The 14,004-nt window shown below is 37.7% G+C and carries 17 protein-coding genes; 2 read left to right on the top strand and 15 right to left on the bottom strand.

What is annotated here, in order from left to right; genetic code table 11:
- Positions 1-258 precede the first annotated feature (258 nt).
- Together H5072_RS02855 and ilvN are read left to right on the top strand one after the other, a co-directional pair.
- Entirely contained in the window at positions 259-1,983 is a 1,725-nt protein-coding gene (locus H5072_RS02855) for an acetolactate synthase 3 large subunit (RefSeq protein ID WP_024596926.1), read from the top strand.
- Positions 1,983-2,480 (top strand): acetolactate synthase small subunit, encoded by a 498-nt coding sequence (gene ilvN, locus H5072_RS02850; protein WP_002960314.1) that lies wholly within the window; start codon positions 1,983-1,985, stop codon positions 2,478-2,480. The genes H5072_RS02855 and ilvN overlap by 1 nt, the downstream gene beginning before the upstream one ends.
- A 92-nt stretch (positions 2,481-2,572) precedes the next feature.
- On the opposite strand, the gene H5072_RS02845 is transcribed toward ilvN, so the two are convergent.
- The 15 genes from H5072_RS02845 to H5072_RS02775 form a co-directional block, all read right to left on the bottom strand.
- Positions 2,573-2,848: an HU family DNA-binding protein gene (locus H5072_RS02845; RefSeq protein ID WP_002962474.1), complete on the bottom strand. Its 276-nt coding sequence runs from the start codon at positions 2,846-2,848 to the stop codon at positions 2,573-2,575.
- Positions 2,849-3,058: 210 nt separating this feature from the next.
- Positions 3,059-3,598: a DUF3833 domain-containing protein gene (locus H5072_RS02840; protein ID WP_165724279.1), complete on the bottom strand. Its 540-nt coding sequence runs from the start codon at positions 3,596-3,598 to the stop codon at positions 3,059-3,061.
- 1 nt (position 3,599) lies between these two features.
- Positions 3,600-4,088, bottom strand: coding sequence for a chalcone isomerase family protein (locus H5072_RS02835; protein WP_182692608.1), 489 nt, complete (start codon positions 4,086-4,088; stop codon positions 3,600-3,602).
- Between the two features lie 53 nt (positions 4,089-4,141).
- Complete coding sequence (locus H5072_RS02830; RefSeq protein WP_149603678.1) at positions 4,142-4,642, bottom strand: DUF2878 domain-containing protein; 501 nt, start codon at positions 4,640-4,642, stop codon at positions 4,142-4,144.
- Positions 4,620-5,882, bottom strand: coding sequence for a cyclopropane-fatty-acyl-phospholipid synthase family protein (locus H5072_RS02825; protein WP_182692606.1), 1,263 nt, complete (start codon positions 5,880-5,882; stop codon positions 4,620-4,622). Before H5072_RS02825 ends, H5072_RS02830 begins: the two co-directional genes overlap by 23 nt.
- Before the next feature lie 37 nt (positions 5,883-5,919).
- Positions 5,920-6,657, bottom strand: a complete 738-nt coding sequence (locus tag H5072_RS02820) for a DUF1365 domain-containing protein (protein WP_182692605.1) — start codon at positions 6,655-6,657, stop codon at positions 5,920-5,922.
- Entirely contained in the window at positions 6,650-7,906 is a 1,257-nt protein-coding gene (locus tag H5072_RS02815; protein WP_002962467.1) for an NAD(P)/FAD-dependent oxidoreductase, read from the bottom strand. The genes H5072_RS02820 and H5072_RS02815 overlap by 8 nt, the downstream gene beginning before the upstream one ends.
- Complete coding sequence (locus tag H5072_RS02810) at positions 7,903-8,613, bottom strand: SDR family NAD(P)-dependent oxidoreductase (protein WP_182692603.1); 711 nt, start codon at positions 8,611-8,613, stop codon at positions 7,903-7,905. The genes H5072_RS02815 and H5072_RS02810 overlap by 4 nt, the downstream gene beginning before the upstream one ends.
- Before the next feature lie 2 nt (positions 8,614-8,615).
- A complete protein-coding gene (locus H5072_RS02805; protein WP_024606010.1) occupies positions 8,616-9,044 on the bottom strand; it encodes a nuclear transport factor 2 family protein in 429 nt (142 codons plus the stop codon).
- 1 nt (position 9,045) lies between these two features.
- Positions 9,046-10,440 (bottom strand): deoxyribodipyrimidine photo-lyase, encoded by a 1,395-nt coding sequence (gene phrB / locus H5072_RS02800; RefSeq protein WP_182692601.1) that lies wholly within the window; start codon positions 10,438-10,440, stop codon positions 9,046-9,048.
- Positions 10,440-11,393, bottom strand: a complete 954-nt coding sequence (locus H5072_RS02795; protein WP_182692600.1) for a DUF523 and DUF1722 domain-containing protein — start codon at positions 11,391-11,393, stop codon at positions 10,440-10,442. The genes phrB and H5072_RS02795 overlap by 1 nt, the downstream gene beginning before the upstream one ends.
- Positions 11,394-11,401: 8 nt before the next feature.
- Entirely contained in the window at positions 11,402-12,082 is a 681-nt protein-coding gene (locus tag H5072_RS02790; RefSeq protein WP_165724293.1) for a ChrR family anti-sigma-E factor, read from the bottom strand.
- A complete protein-coding gene (locus H5072_RS02785) occupies positions 12,075-12,698 on the bottom strand; it encodes a sigma-70 family RNA polymerase sigma factor (RefSeq protein WP_002962457.1) in 624 nt (207 codons plus the stop codon). The genes H5072_RS02790 and H5072_RS02785 overlap by 8 nt, the downstream gene beginning before the upstream one ends.
- Before the next feature lie 68 nt (positions 12,699-12,766).
- Complete coding sequence (locus H5072_RS02780; protein ID WP_024596915.1) at positions 12,767-13,345, bottom strand: LON peptidase substrate-binding domain-containing protein; 579 nt, start codon at positions 13,343-13,345, stop codon at positions 12,767-12,769.
- 235 nt (positions 13,346-13,580) lie between these two features.
- Positions 13,581-13,853: a hypothetical protein gene (locus tag H5072_RS02775; RefSeq protein WP_024596914.1), complete on the bottom strand. Its 273-nt coding sequence runs from the start codon at positions 13,851-13,853 to the stop codon at positions 13,581-13,583.
- Positions 13,854-14,004: the final 151 nt, after the last annotated feature.

The following is a 14,004-nucleotide window of genomic DNA, read 5'->3' as shown; positions in this document are numbered from 1 at the left end:
GCAAAAAACAGCTTTCAAGGTTGACATGAAGGCTTAAAACCCTTAAAAATAAACCTATACAAAATCTTTAATTTAAAAGCAGTGTTTTGCTAAATAGAGTAAAAACTATGAACACACACATTAATCTTTTAGTCGTACTCGTACTGGTCTTAGTTATAAGCCCAGCGGGGATGTATTAAAAGGTGATACTGCTTTTTAAAAACCCTCGCACTACGCGGGGGTTTTTTTATGCATAAAAAAGCGCACAGAGGAATGAGGATGAGCAAACAAGAATATAATGGTTCTGAACTAGTAGTTCAGGCATTAAAAGAGTTAAAGGTAAAATACATATTTGGCTATCCCGGTGGTTCGGTTTTAGACTTATATGATGCACTTTTTCAGCAAGATGACATTGAACATATATTAGTACGTCACGAACAAGCTGCAACACATATGGCTGACGGCTATGCCCGCGCCACTGGAGACGTTGGTGTTGTACTTGCAACCTCAGGCCCTGGCGCTACAAACTGTATTACAGGTATTGCAACGGCCTACATGGATTCAATTCCTATGGTTGTGTTATCAGGCCAAGTGCCTACAAATTTGATTGGCGACGACGCATTCCAAGAAACCGATATTGTGGGTTGTTCTCGCCCTGTAGTTAAACACAGTTTTAACTGTAGAAGTGCTAAAGACATCCCTACAATCTTAGCTAAAGCTTTTTATATTGCTAGCACTGGTCGCCCAGGTCCTGTCGTTGTTGAGCTTCCAAAAGATATGCTTAACCCTGCTATTAAGTTTGAATACGAATTTCCTAAAACCACCGAGCTGAGAACTTACAGCCCTAATACTAAAGGGCACTCAAAACAAATTCGCAAAGCCGTAACAGCTATTTTAGAGGCCAAAAAACTGGTTATCTACTCTGGTGGTGGTATTGTTATTTCAAATACATCAGAGCAATTAACGCATTTAGTTGAATCATTAAATGCCCCCATTACAAATACACTAATGGGATTGGGTGGTATTTCAGGTGTGCATCCAAACTTTGTAGGTATGTTAGGCATGCATGGCACGCTTGAGGCAAACAAAGCAATGGCTAACGCCGATGTGATTTTAGCGCTTGGTGCCCGATTTGATGACAGGGTAACTAATAACGTTCAAAAGTTTTGTCCTAATGCCACAATTGTTCATGTTGATGTTGACCCAACTTCAATTTCTAAAACGATTAAAGCACACATACCAGTTGTAGGTTGTTTAGCAACCGTACTTGAACAACTACAAGCGGGTATTGATAAAAGCCCAATTAAAATAGACCGCAGCGCGCAAGAAGATTGGTGGCGACAAATTATCAGCTGGCGCGAACAAAAGTGCTTAAGCTACAACACTGATGGCGACAAAATTAAGCCACAAGCTGTAATTGAAGCGGTTTATAAAGCTACTAATGGCGACGCTTACGTAAGTTCTGACGTTGGTCAGCATCAAATGTTTGCAGCGCAATATTATCCATTTAAGCATCCTCGTCAATGGATCAACTCAGGCGGCTTAGGCACCATGGGCTTTGGTTTACCTGCTGCAATGGGCGTAAAGCTAGCCTTTCCTGATAAAGAGTCTGTGTGTATTACGGGTGATGGCTCTATTCAAATGAATATTCAAGAACTATCAACCTGTTTACAGTACAACCTAGCGGTAAAAGTTGTATCACTTAATAACCGCTCTTTAGGTATGGTACGCCAATGGCAAGACATGGTTTACGGTGGACGTCATTCATCATCTTACATGGATTCACTACCTGATTTTGTTAAGTTAGTTGAAAGCTACGGCCATGTAGGCATACAAGTAAACACACTAGATGAGTTACAACCTGCTATCGATAAAGCAATGTCAATTAACGACCGATTAGTCTTTTTAGATATAAACGTTGATGAAAAAGAACATGTATACCCAATGCAAATTAAGTTAGGCGGCATTGATGAGATGTGGTTACGTAAAGGAGTAAAAGCATAATGCGTCGTATTTTATCTATTTTATTAGAAAACGAACCAGGTGCCCTATCACGTATTGTTGGGCTTTTTTCACAACGTGCATATAACATCGACAGCCTAACTGTGGGCACAACTGACGATCAATCATTGTCGCGTATTACCATTACCACTATGGGTGATGACAGAGTTGTAGAGCAAATTACAAAGCAGGTTAACAAACTAGTCGACGTGCTTAAAATTATCGATTTAACAGAAATGAGTCACATTGAACGTGAGCTATTGCTTGTTAAGGTATTTGCTCAAGACGAGACGACTCGTGCAGCGGTTACGCGAGTAGTTGATGTGTTCCAAGGTGCTATTTTAGATATGGGCCGACAAAGCTATAGTCTACAATTAGTGAGCAGCACAGACAAAATAGAATCGTTTTTAGACACTCTTCGTCATGAAACCGATATTATTGAAGTTGTACGTTCTGGCGCTGTTGGCATTGGTCGAGGCGATAAAGCCTTAAAAGCATAAATTTATAATATAAAGGCATCAATTGATGTCTTTATTAAACATAAAAAAAAAGAGCTAATTAGCTCTTTTTTTAATTTAATTCGTTAAACCTATTAAGGGTTTACTTGGTCTTTAAGACCTTTACCTGCTTTAAAGCTTGGGATAGTTGCCGCTGCGATTTGGATCTCAGCACCCGTTTGTGGGTTACGGCCAGTGCGAGCTGCACGTTCTTTTACTGAGAAAGTACCAAAACCAACTAATGCTACTGAATCACCTTCTTTTAAAGAAGAAGTTACAGCACCTGTAAACGCGTCAAGAGCACGAGTAGCAGCGGCTTTAGAGATTTCTGCATCAGTAGCAATTTTTTCAACTAATTGAGCTTTATTCATTGTTAGATTCCTATTCGTTATTATTTTGCCTTCGCAAAACCTATCTTTATGCATTTTTAAAGAGTTAGCAACAGCAAATTGCATTTTTTGCTTAAATTCTTAAAAAATGAGTAAAATTTAAATAATTCTCTGTAAAATACAGCGTGTTGGGTTAACAAAGACTTAATTTGAGTACAATTTTGGCGCAAGTTAAGCAACTGGGTAAATAAGCTATATTTTTTCGATCACTAAGGTCACTTCCCCGACCTCGACTCCAAACTTAACAATAGATGTGCGGTTTATCAAGCGCGATTGTGTAACCAGGTACATCCAATCATCAAAATTCACTTTTAAAGTACTGCCATCGTATGGAAGCTCTACATCGTAATTCCAATGAAATACGCTGCCATCACTTCTACCTTTTGCAGTACCTATAACATCATCTGCCACACCCGTTAAACTATTGTCTTCGTTTAACGTTATTTTCCAAATACGCTTTTGAGTTTCGCCATCGTCATAAACAAAGTCTTCTTCAATAACGCCCTGGTTACCATCCCAGCTCGCATTCATATCTACGACAAGCTTGCGGGTCAATTCACCCTTAAAGTCTTGTACAACACCGTAGGCTTTCAAATTTCCACTAAAAAATGTTTTAAAGTCAAAGTTTGGCGATGTATTTTTATAATGCTCTACATTTGGTGCCGAACAGCTTATCAGCAACAAAGCAGATAAGCATACAAGAGCTGTTTTAAACGCGTTAAATACATTCATATTAATTCCCTAATAGTTGCTTTCGTAGTTTCGGCTCAGAGGTTTTTTCATCCAGCCAAATGGCTAAAAAATCACTCGAAAATTGAGGTTCATTTATTTCGCCAATTTTTTCATCATTATGATAAAAAGTACTCATACCCTGCTCATTTGTGACTAACGTTAGCGAATCACCTTGTCTAATATCAGGCCAAATAGACAATAATTTACTGTCGTATTTGTCTGCTAGCTCTTTTTTTCCAATATGCTCCCACTGCTCATTTGTTGCTTTTACGATTTCTTTAGCTTCAAAGTCACGTAAATAGGTAAGTTTAAATTTAATAGGATGCGTTCCTGCGCTGTAATTACCTGAAGGGGTAAATAAAACCGCGTCATATACATCCCAAAATAAATACTCCATTCGTGCTTCGCCTACTTTGTTAAACTGTGTGTTAGCTAAAACAATTGAAGTTGTAAGCAAATAAAAAGTAACTGCCTTTAGTAAAAATTTCAAAATAAGCTCCCTTGAGTCAATGGGTAATGTTACGAAATGGGAATTGTGGGCGATCAGCGATTGATGAATAACTTGATTTTTTGGTTTATAAAAAGAATAACAGTAAACACTGTAGACCAAAGCGCACCGTAAACGAGCCAAAACTGCCATAAAGGTAAACCTAAACTTATTACTTCAAAGCGCGCCCCAGCCCAATAACTTGCTGGCGCAAAAGCCATGCATACTAAAAAGGCCTGCCAAAGCTTTAATTTACTCAAAAAAACCATTGAGGTATTTAAAGAAAGTAATAACGCAGCCCATAAAAAGACGAGCCATAGAGGGAAGGGATAAACTTTAAACTCTAACAAGCCTAACTTTACCGCTATAAATTCTAATAATAGTGCTAAAGGTAGGGCTTTAATTAGAAGTAAGGTGTCTTGTTTTTTTTGTTTTGACAACCAAAACATTAAAACAATAATCAGTCCGCTAAAAAGTAGCGAATCAGCTTCAAGCAGCAATGATAAAAACCACACTGCTTGAAATAAAACAAAATTAGTAACCGAGCGCAATATCATCGTTATCGCTAACAAAACGTGGTTTACGCGCCATTAAATGCACCGTACTTGTTGCTCTGGCTCTAAACGCGCCTTCGCAATAAGCAAAATAGAACAACCATAAACGATAAAAACGTTCATCAAATTTTGAGCGGTCCAAATCAGGCCAGCTTTTTATAAAACGGCTTCGCCAATCAGCTAATGTTCTTGCGTAGTGTGCACCAATATCATTAACAGTATGAATTACCATGTCGGTATTATTTTTAATCTGCTCACTCATTTCGTTAAGTGATGGCAAACACCCGCCTGGAAAAATATACTGCTGAATAAAATCAGAGTTTTTTAAGTAATGCTTATAACGCTGATCGCCAATAGTTATAGCTTGTATGAGCATGGCACCGTCATCTTTTAACAATTCACCACATTGAGTAAAAAAGCTAGGTAAGTACTCATGGCCCACCGCTTCTATCATTTCGATAGAAACAAGCTTGTCGTACTTTCCTTTCAATTGTCTGTAATCGAGCTTAAGTAATGTAATTTTACTTTCAAGACCAAGCTCTGAAATTTTATTAGCGACATAATCATGTTGCTCATCAGATATGGTTGTTGTTGTTACATGGCAATCGTAATGTGTGGCTGCATATATAGCAAAAGCCCCCCACCCTGTACCAATTTCAATTACTGAATCATTTTTTTGAAGCTCAACTTGCTCACAAATGCGTTTAAGCTTGTATTGTTGAGCCTCTTCAAGCGTCGCTTCTTTTGAAGGATATACAGCACTTGAGTAAAGCATTTCTTTACTCAAAAATGATTCGTACAAATCATTACCTAAGTCGTAATGAGCAACGATGTTTTTCTTAGAACCCGATTCAGAATTTTTATTTTTTATGTGATTAAACCGGTGTCCAATATTGCTAAAAAATGCGAATTTCTTCTCAAACTCATCAAGTTGCTTCTCATTTATAGCAAATATCTCAATGAAAGAGGTTAAGTTGTCACAAGACCAATGCCCCAAAATATACGCTTCACCAGCGCCAACGCTCCCAGATAATGCAAATGCCTTATACATAGCTTTATCGTTTACAATAATTGTTGCTTTTAGCACTGAAGATGGGTCGCCAAAAACTGTACGCTCATTCCCTTCAATTAAAACAACTTGACCTGTTTCAATTGACGAGAAGGCTTTAGTCACTAATTTTTTATATATGTTAGTTAACCAGTTTGTGCTTTGTTCGCAATTTAAGCTCGACACTTTATCCATTGAAATACCTATTAATTGTCCTGACTATCTATGTGCTTTATGGCTTGCCTGAGTGGCCTAAAAAAGGAACTCGTTTAATAAACAACTTTAACGCTTGATAATAAATACCTTTGAAAATAGACCATGTCATGGCCGGAAAACGTTTAAATAACTTATTAACTTCTTCTTTAGTAAGTTCTTTACGTTTTAAGCGAAGTGTAGCATCAAATAATAGCTCTTCATTTCGCTTATTTTCAATGTGTATCAATGTTTTATCAGGCGATTGCTTAACATGCCAATGATAGTTCATATCTAGATTCATAAAAGGTGATACGGAAAAAACCTTTTTAAAGTTCACTTTTTTTTCTAAAGGTACTAAATAATAATGACGTTCGTTCCATGGTGTATTACTTACTTCAGCAATCATGTATTTAAAACGGGTGTCGTTATGACCAAAAAAGTAAAAATTAACAGGACTAAAATACACACCAAAACAACGAAGTTGCCCAAGCATGTAAATATGAGTAAAGGTTTCAGTAATACCTAAATTGGCAAGTTGTTCGTGTGCACGCTCAATAAGAGGACGTTTAGCAAGCTGTGAGGTGCCTTTAAGATAATCAGCTTCATTAAACTTTAACGCCTTTAAGCCTGACGTACCTATGTGTTTATGCACACCACTTAGTTGTTGAGGATTATTTAAATCTACCCACATCATATATAAAGGGTAACTAAAGCGATGTTCTTTAACAGCAAAACGGCGATGTTTAACATCGCCTAAATACACTGCACTAGTCAAATTCGACCCCAAGTTGCTTGGCTACATCTACACCACTGTGTACGCCATCTTCATGAAAACCATTGTACCAATAAGCACCACAAAAATAACTATTGTTGTGTCCATCAATACTGTGTTTAAGTTTTTGAGCTGCAATAGACTCTTGGTTAAATACAGGGTGGTGATAAGTAAACTCGCGCAAAATTTTACTTTGGCTTATTCCTTCAAGATGGTTAAGCGTTACACAGAACTGCGTATCTGATTGTATACCTTGCAAAATATTCATTTGGTAAGTAACAACTGCGGCTTTATCAGTGTTGTTGTTAAGTAGGTAGTTCCAGCTCGCCCATGCCGCTTTTCTATCTGGTAAAAGGTTTGTATCGGTGTGCAACACCACTGAGTTCTCAGTGTAAGCTATTGCACCCAATACTGACTTTTCTTGCTCAGTAGCATCACCCAGTAGTGCAAGCGCCTGATCTGAATGACAAGCAAATATTACTTTATCAAATTTACTTTGCTCACCATTGGCAAACTCTATTGTTACTTCATCATTTTGACGCGTAACTGATTTAATATTTGTATTGAGGTTAATTTTGTCGGCAAAACCTCTGATCAGCGGCTTAATGTATTGACGAGATCCACCCGGTACTACATACCACTGTGGTCTATTGGTTACATCTAAAAGCCCATGATTAAAGAAAAATTTAACAAAAAACTCAACGCCTACGTTTTCCATTTCTTTAATACTGGTAGACCAAATAGCCGCGCCCATAGGAAGAATATAATGGTATTTAAAAAAGTCATTAAACTGGTTATCGTTAAGCAATTGCCCTAATGATTGATCAGACTGGTAATCACCTTTTTCATGCATTGCTTTGCACAGTTTGTTAAACCTAACAATGTCGTACAATAATCGCCAAAACTTAGGTCTAAAAATATTACGACGCTGTGCAAATAAGCTTGTAAACGTATGTCCATTGTATTCAAAACCAGTGGCTTCGTTATGCACACTAAAGCTCATCTGGGTTGTTTGTTTATCAATACCAATGCGCGAAAGTAACTTTTCAAAATATGGGTAAGTTCGGTCATTAAATACAATAAAGCCAGTGTCTATTGCGTATTTGATGCCACACACATCAACGTCAACCGTTGCTGTGTGGCCACCTATGTAATCATTTTTTTCAAATACGGTTACATCGTAATGTTTGTGAAGCAAATGCCCACATGTTAAACCAGATACACCAGTTCCTATTATTGCTATTTTTTTCAACGGGCTAATCCTTTTGCGATTTTAAGCCAAATCGGCAGTGGTAAAATGCGTAAAGCTTTTAATATAAGTGTAAAACGATAAGGGAAATGAACGTCTTTGCGGCGTTTTTGAATACCCTTAATCATGTAGTCAGCTGCTTTTTCAGCAGTAACGGCCATAGGCATCGGGAAATCATTTTTATTAGTAAGTGGCGTTTTTACAAACCCGGGATGAACTAAAGTCACATCAACATCATTTAAATCAACCGCTAAGCTTTTTGCTAAGTAACTTACACCCGCTTTTGATGCGCCATAAGCTTCTGAACGAGGTAGCGCAAGGTAAGTAACACTTGAGCTAACTAAAACAAGTTGGCCACCTGGATTTATTTTAGGAAGTAACGCCTCAAGGCAATACCCCATAGAAAGTAAGTTAACGTTTATTACACGCTCAAACAACGCGCTATCAAAGTTGCGCGCATCATCTATATATTCACAATTACCAGCGTTTAAAATAACACGGTCAAATTGAGGAAAGCCAATAGTAGACTCTTTTATATCTTGCAGGTTAGTTGCATCAAATTTACATGCTTGGATATTGTCGTATTTAGCAAGCTCGGCAAGCTTATCACTATTACGGCCGCAAGCTATGACAGTGTCTCCTAGCTGTGCATATTTAATTGCTAGCTGCTCGCCAATACCTGATGTAGCACCCGTTATAAGTGTGATCATAATTAACCTGCCCTTTTATCAATTAGCTTTATAACGCTACCAAGTAAAGGAATGTGTTTATATAACAACTCGCCCACATTAAAGTAGTCTCTGTGCTTAATAATTTTGCCATCTTTAAAAATAAGCTTGCTATGACCGTCTACCGAGATAGTTTTACCTGATGACAGCTTTGGATGTGCATAATGCATAGTCCAATAAATAAAAGCATTGTTACCGCTATTAAACGAATCAGTAATATCAAACTGGCAATGCTTAACATTGCTGTATAAGTTAGCAAAGTACCTGCGCAATTCTACAATGCCGTTAATTTCATGCATCGGGTCTATAAACTGTATGTTGTCACAGTAAATATCACTCAATAAATCAAGATTAGTGCTATCAAGCTGTTGGTATATTTCAACAAATTTATCTACTGGTAACTGGTTATCCATATCACACCTTAAATGCAGCAAGTGCACGTTCTCGTGCCGCTTTATGATCAACTATTGCTGGCCAGTAACATTCCTTATCTTTGCCTGTTGCGGCTAAATAAGTGTGTGGAAAATGAATGTGTTTATCTGGCACGTTTTCAAGCTCTGGCAAATACTTACGGATAAACTTGCCCGTTGGATCAAAGCGCTCGCTTTGTCTGATAGGATTAAAAACTCTAAAATAAGGCTGAGCATCACAGCCCGTACTTGCAGCCCACTGCCAACCACCATTATTTGAGGCTAAATCGCCATCAATTAAGTGCTGCATGAAAAAGCGTTCACCTTTACGCCAGTCTATTAATAAATGTTTAGTTAAAAAGCTTGCAACAACCATTCGTAAACGATTATGCATCCAACCGGTTTGCTTAAGTTGTAGCATTGCTGCATCCACTAATGGGTAACCTGTACGCCCTTCGCACCATGCTTTAAAATCGCTTTCGCTTTTACGCCACACTACAGCATTATACTTTTCGTTAAAGTTATCGCCGCGCGAAAGCTTCGGAAATTCAGCAATTAAATGCCTGTAAAATTCGCGCCAAACAAGCTCGTTAATCCACGTAAACGTTTTACTTTTTGATGTAGTTAAAATATCAGGATAACGCTGCTGAATATTAATAAGCAGTTGCTTTGTGCTTACAATACCTAGTGCTAAATACGGGCTTAAACCCGATGTGCCTTTTACACTGGGAATATCACGCTGGTCGTCGTAACTTGTAAGTTTGTCGCATATAAAATTATCAACTACCGTAGAGAGTGTTTCGTCGTCAACCGGCCACTTATCTGAGCACCCATCACTTTTTAGTAAGTCGCTTTCATCAAATTTTATTGGCTCAGAAGTTAAAGGCCATTGTGGCAAACTAAAGTGTGTATCTTGATACTGCTTTAACCATGCACGTTTAAAGGGAGTAAACACTTTATACATTTCATTACTTTGATTTTTGACAGAGCCTGCAGGTGCAATTAAATCACCTTCGTACAAAGTAAAAGTAATAGAAAGCTCATCGCATTCATGCAAAATTGCTTTATCGCGGTTTACTTCATTAAGCTCATACTCTGTATTAGCAATTACGTGTTTTACATCGTTTGCTTTACAAAAGTTAATCAGCTCGCGCGTACAATCACTAAAGCTAGGCGCTTCAATAATATGTAAAGTAATACCGTAATCAGCAAGTTGTGATTGAAGATAAGTAACTCGGCGCTTGAGTAAGTCAATCTGAATAGGCGCAGCTTGGTGTTGTTGCCACTGTTTTTCAGACACAAAAAAAATGGCGTGTTTAGCGCCATTATTTAGCGCTTGAATTAACGCTTCATTAGAAAAAAGGCGCAAATCGCGCCTAAACCAAAATAATGTATCCATTAAATACCAAATCGTAGTTTTAAATCGTGAGGGTATGGGTTAAAAAACACTTGTTTTTCAAGGTACTCATTCGGATGAACTTTCAAATGATGTTTTAACAAGGTAAGTGGTACATACAATGGCACCAATCCTTCGCGGTATTCGTCTATCGCATCACGAAGTTCTTGTTTTTCAACCTTCGATAAATCATTTTTAAAGTAGCCTTGTAAATGCATTAGGGTGTTGCAATTATTTCTTCGAGAAGCTGGCTTTTTCAGACCCGTCATCAAACCTAAAATATATTCATCCGCAACTGCATTTATATTGTCACCTACGAACGTTCCAAGCAGATTACCCAAATCTCGATAAGCTTGGTAATTGTGAGCCATCAACAAGTACTTATACTGAGAATGAAATTGAGTAAGCTTGTGAACCGTAAGCGGCTCTTGTACTAATTTTTGCCAGTTTTTAAATACGTAAATTCTCATTACAAAGTTTTCACGTAAGTGCATGTCATTTAAACGTCCGTTTTCTTCACATGGCAATAATGGGTTGTGCTTCATTATTTGCTCAGCAAAAAAACCAACGCCTTCAGAAGTATTACCCGTGCCTGCTTCGTTGTATATTTTAATGCGCTCCATGCCGCAGCTTGGACTTTTTGCGCAAAATACAAACCCGCTCAACTCTTTAGCTTGTTCTGTTGCAACTTTTTTACCATATTCGGTAAGTTGCTGGCCTACTTCACCGGTGCCATCTGGGCGGCATACTTTAATAGTATCTCCCACTTTAACTTGGCGAATAGTTGGTCGAGGTATTGGTAAACCTACCGCTACCTCCGGACAAAACCGTGTATATTCAACGTGTTTACCTAACTCATCCATACAGAAATTTGACTTTTTATGACCTGTGTCAAATCTAACTTTTTCGCCTGCTAAGCAGGCGCTTATACCTATTTTTATTATATCTGTGTGCATAAATTCTCTTAGTAAATCAAATTACCTATTGGATTTAGTAACTTGCTGAAGCCCTTATTAAAATGTAGCGCACTACTGACAACTGTAAAGCACAAACAACCATCTTTTGTTAAAGGAGTATGTTGGTGACTACCATCTTGCCATATAAAGTCACCTGGGACATATTTTCCTTCTTCATCACTAAACTCGCCATCTAGGAGTAAAGTAACTTCAAAGCCAGTGTGCGTGTGTTCTGGTATTTCACCACCAGCATCAATATGTAACAAGCTAGAACGTAATGGGCCATCATCAAGTGCAATACGAGATCTCGCAAGCTTACCCACTTGGGTAAATTTACTGTGAGAAATACGCGTTAGCGCACGTGGAAGCTGATAGTTATGCTCATTAACTTTAATAGAAACAGGCTCTACTTCATAAACTTCGTCGATAGAATCATCAGACGTGATCATATCAAGCACATTCAATTCAAATTCTTCAAGTAACTCAGGTTGCTCAGCTTGAGGTTTCTCATATTGCGCTGGCTCTTCGCTAAATAGTGCGTTTGCATTGGTTGCCTCAATTTTAGCTACTTTAGCTTGGCACACAGGGCACATATCTACATGTATAGAAACGGCTAAACTCAATGATGTAGCAAGTGATGCATCGCAATACTGTGTCAGTAAAGTTTCACTCGGGTGATGTTTAATCATGCTGATCTCCCATTTCATTACGTAATTTTTGCAAGGCCAAACGTAAACGTGATTTTACCGTGCCTACTGGAATATTAAGTTGATGTGCAAGTTGCTCTTGCGACATGTCTTGAAAATAAACGCCTCTTACCACTTCGCGTTGAGCAATAGGTAATTTGTCTAAATAACGTTTAATTTGTTTATCTTCTAAATGATCACTGTATTCGTGATGTGTATCTTGTGATTCGTTTAATAACGGCCAAATATCTTCGCTTATGTTTTCTTCTTTATTACTTTTCATTTTACGAAGCATATCGAATGAAGCGTTACGCATAACGGTATAAACCCACGTAGTAGCCGCACCTTTATCACTGTGATACAAATGTGCTTTACGCCAAACAGATGTTAACGTCTCTTGCACAAGCTCCATTGCTTGAGCTTCAACACCAAATTGCTTAATTCCAAAGCGTTTAATTTTTGGCGCAAAGTATTCAAATAAATAGGAAAATGCTTTTTTATCGCGTGACTGTGCAACATCTATAAGCGCTTGCATGAGTTCTTTACTCGGCGTTTCTGGCATGGCAGTGTACTTACCTGTATTAGGTTCACAACGTGGTGATTGTTGTTGACTTACCATAATAATTTATCCCGTTATTGCTTTTGTATTAAGTAATACGGGCAATAATTAATTTAGGATCATAAAATTTAGGCAAATTCGTTATTAATCACAGTATGGAGGAAATTCAGTAAGTTATCAAAGTTCGTTTCAAACGCAAGTTGCTGTTTTTTCTCAATAGAAATAGGTAGGAGCTCAAGCCAACGGGCTGCAATCCAAGGCAGTTTGTCAAAGTGAGTTTTTTTGTACAGTAAATTAAGTTCCGGATTACTTTTAAACACGTTTAAAAGCGCATCATGCAATAAGTCATGTTCGCCAACTGAGTTGTTAGAATCCTTATACCAATATGGCGTATTACAAGAAGACACCAAACCATGTCGCAGTTCGTCCTCGTCTTGATAAACGTCATTTATTTGAACGCTTTGAGAAGCAAACACATCGATTAATAATACATCGTTGTCGTCTTGGTCAAAATCAATAATATCAACAAGGCAACCTTGCGCGCTTATATTAAATGGCGTGTCGTGCTCAAATGTACAAAGCACAAACCCTGTATTGTTTTTTAATGCGGTTTTAACCATATTTAAATAACGAGGCTCAAATATGCGTAATCGCGTATAGCCTTCAGGTAACATAAAAATGGGTAATGGAAAAATCGCACGTTTCATAAAGTCTACTTCTTTCAAACACTCTGCCTTTATTTACGTGCGCTTTTGCTAAGTCGATCAGCTTTGTATGAATCGAATTAATTACCAGCTATATAATTGGCTAAAGATTAAACCAACCTCCCATAGCTTTAAACACTTGAACCGAGTAATAAGCGCTAATCATACTGACTACGGGTGCTAACATTAATGCAAATAATCCAAGTTCACTGCTCATCGTTTTAATCCTTTAAATAATTTATTTTACGTTTTTTATACTAGTGTCAGTATTTTTAAGCGTTGTGCTATGTGTTAAAACGGGCTCATCTAATAAACCCTCTAAAACAGTTTTAGCATCAAAATAAAGCGTTTCCTTTAGTGATTTTTCAAGCTCGATTGTGGTTTGCTTTACGTAGCTTGCTACACTTTGAGTTAATATATCAGTTACATCTAGGTCCACTTCTGTTGCATGTACTTGCGCAGAACCTAATACTAATAAACTTGCCATAGCGATTTTAATTGAATGTTTCATAATGGTATTCCTTGTTTGTGTATTGTTTAGACGTAGTTACATACTCAAGGGTTGTGCCAACATAAAAACAAATCGTAAGCAACTGTAATTAAACAATTTTATATACATCGCTTTAATTTAAAAAATTCATACCTTGTTAATTTAACCATTT

It is taken from the genome of Pseudoalteromonas sp. SR45-5 (assembly GCF_014163565.1).
Lineage (GTDB): Bacteria > Pseudomonadota > Gammaproteobacteria > Enterobacterales > Alteromonadaceae > Pseudoalteromonas > Pseudoalteromonas distincta.
This window is presented reverse-complemented; position numbering and strand designations above follow the sequence as displayed.

Bases quoted from the DNA above. Each gene is read 5' to 3' on its own strand.
- H5072_RS02790 (WP_165724293.1), bottom strand. From the start codon at position 12,082: ATGATTAAACATCACCCGAGTGAAACTTTACTGACACAGTATTGCGAT.
- H5072_RS02830 (WP_149603678.1), bottom strand. From the start codon at position 4,642: ATGATATTGCGCTCGGTTACTAATTTTGTTTTATTTCAAGCAGTGTGG.
- H5072_RS02805 (WP_024606010.1), bottom strand. From the start codon at position 9,044: ATGGATAACCAGTTACCAGTAGATAAATTTGTTGAAATATACCAACAG.
- H5072_RS02775 (WP_024596914.1), bottom strand. From the start codon at position 13,853: ATGAAACATTCAATTAAAATCGCTATGGCAAGTTTATTAGTATTAGGT.
- H5072_RS02825 (WP_182692606.1), bottom strand. From the start codon at position 5,882: ATGGATAAAGTGTCGAGCTTAAATTGCGAACAAAGCACAAACTGGTTA.
- H5072_RS02855 (WP_024596926.1), top strand. From the start codon at position 259: ATGAGCAAACAAGAATATAATGGTTCTGAACTAGTAGTTCAGGCATTA.
- phrB (WP_182692601.1), bottom strand. From the start codon at position 10,440: ATGGATACATTATTTTGGTTTAGGCGCGATTTGCGCCTTTTTTCTAAT.
- H5072_RS02785 (WP_002962457.1), bottom strand. From the start codon at position 12,698: ATGGTAAGTCAACAACAATCACCACGTTGTGAACCTAATACAGGTAAG.
- H5072_RS02780 (WP_024596915.1), bottom strand. From the start codon at position 13,345: ATGAAACGTGCGATTTTTCCATTACCCATTTTTATGTTACCTGAAGGC.
- H5072_RS02845 (WP_002962474.1), bottom strand. From the start codon at position 2,848: ATGAATAAAGCTCAATTAGTTGAAAAAATTGCTACTGATGCAGAAATC.
- ilvN (WP_002960314.1), top strand. From the start codon at position 1,983: ATGCGTCGTATTTTATCTATTTTATTAGAAAACGAACCAGGTGCCCTA.
- H5072_RS02810 (WP_182692603.1), bottom strand. From the start codon at position 8,613: ATGATCACACTTATAACGGGTGCTACATCAGGTATTGGCGAGCAGCTA.
- H5072_RS02795 (WP_182692600.1), bottom strand. From the start codon at position 11,393: ATGCACACAGATATAATAAAAATAGGTATAAGCGCCTGCTTAGCAGGC.
- H5072_RS02840 (WP_165724279.1), bottom strand. From the start codon at position 3,598: ATGAATGTATTTAACGCGTTTAAAACAGCTCTTGTATGCTTATCTGCT.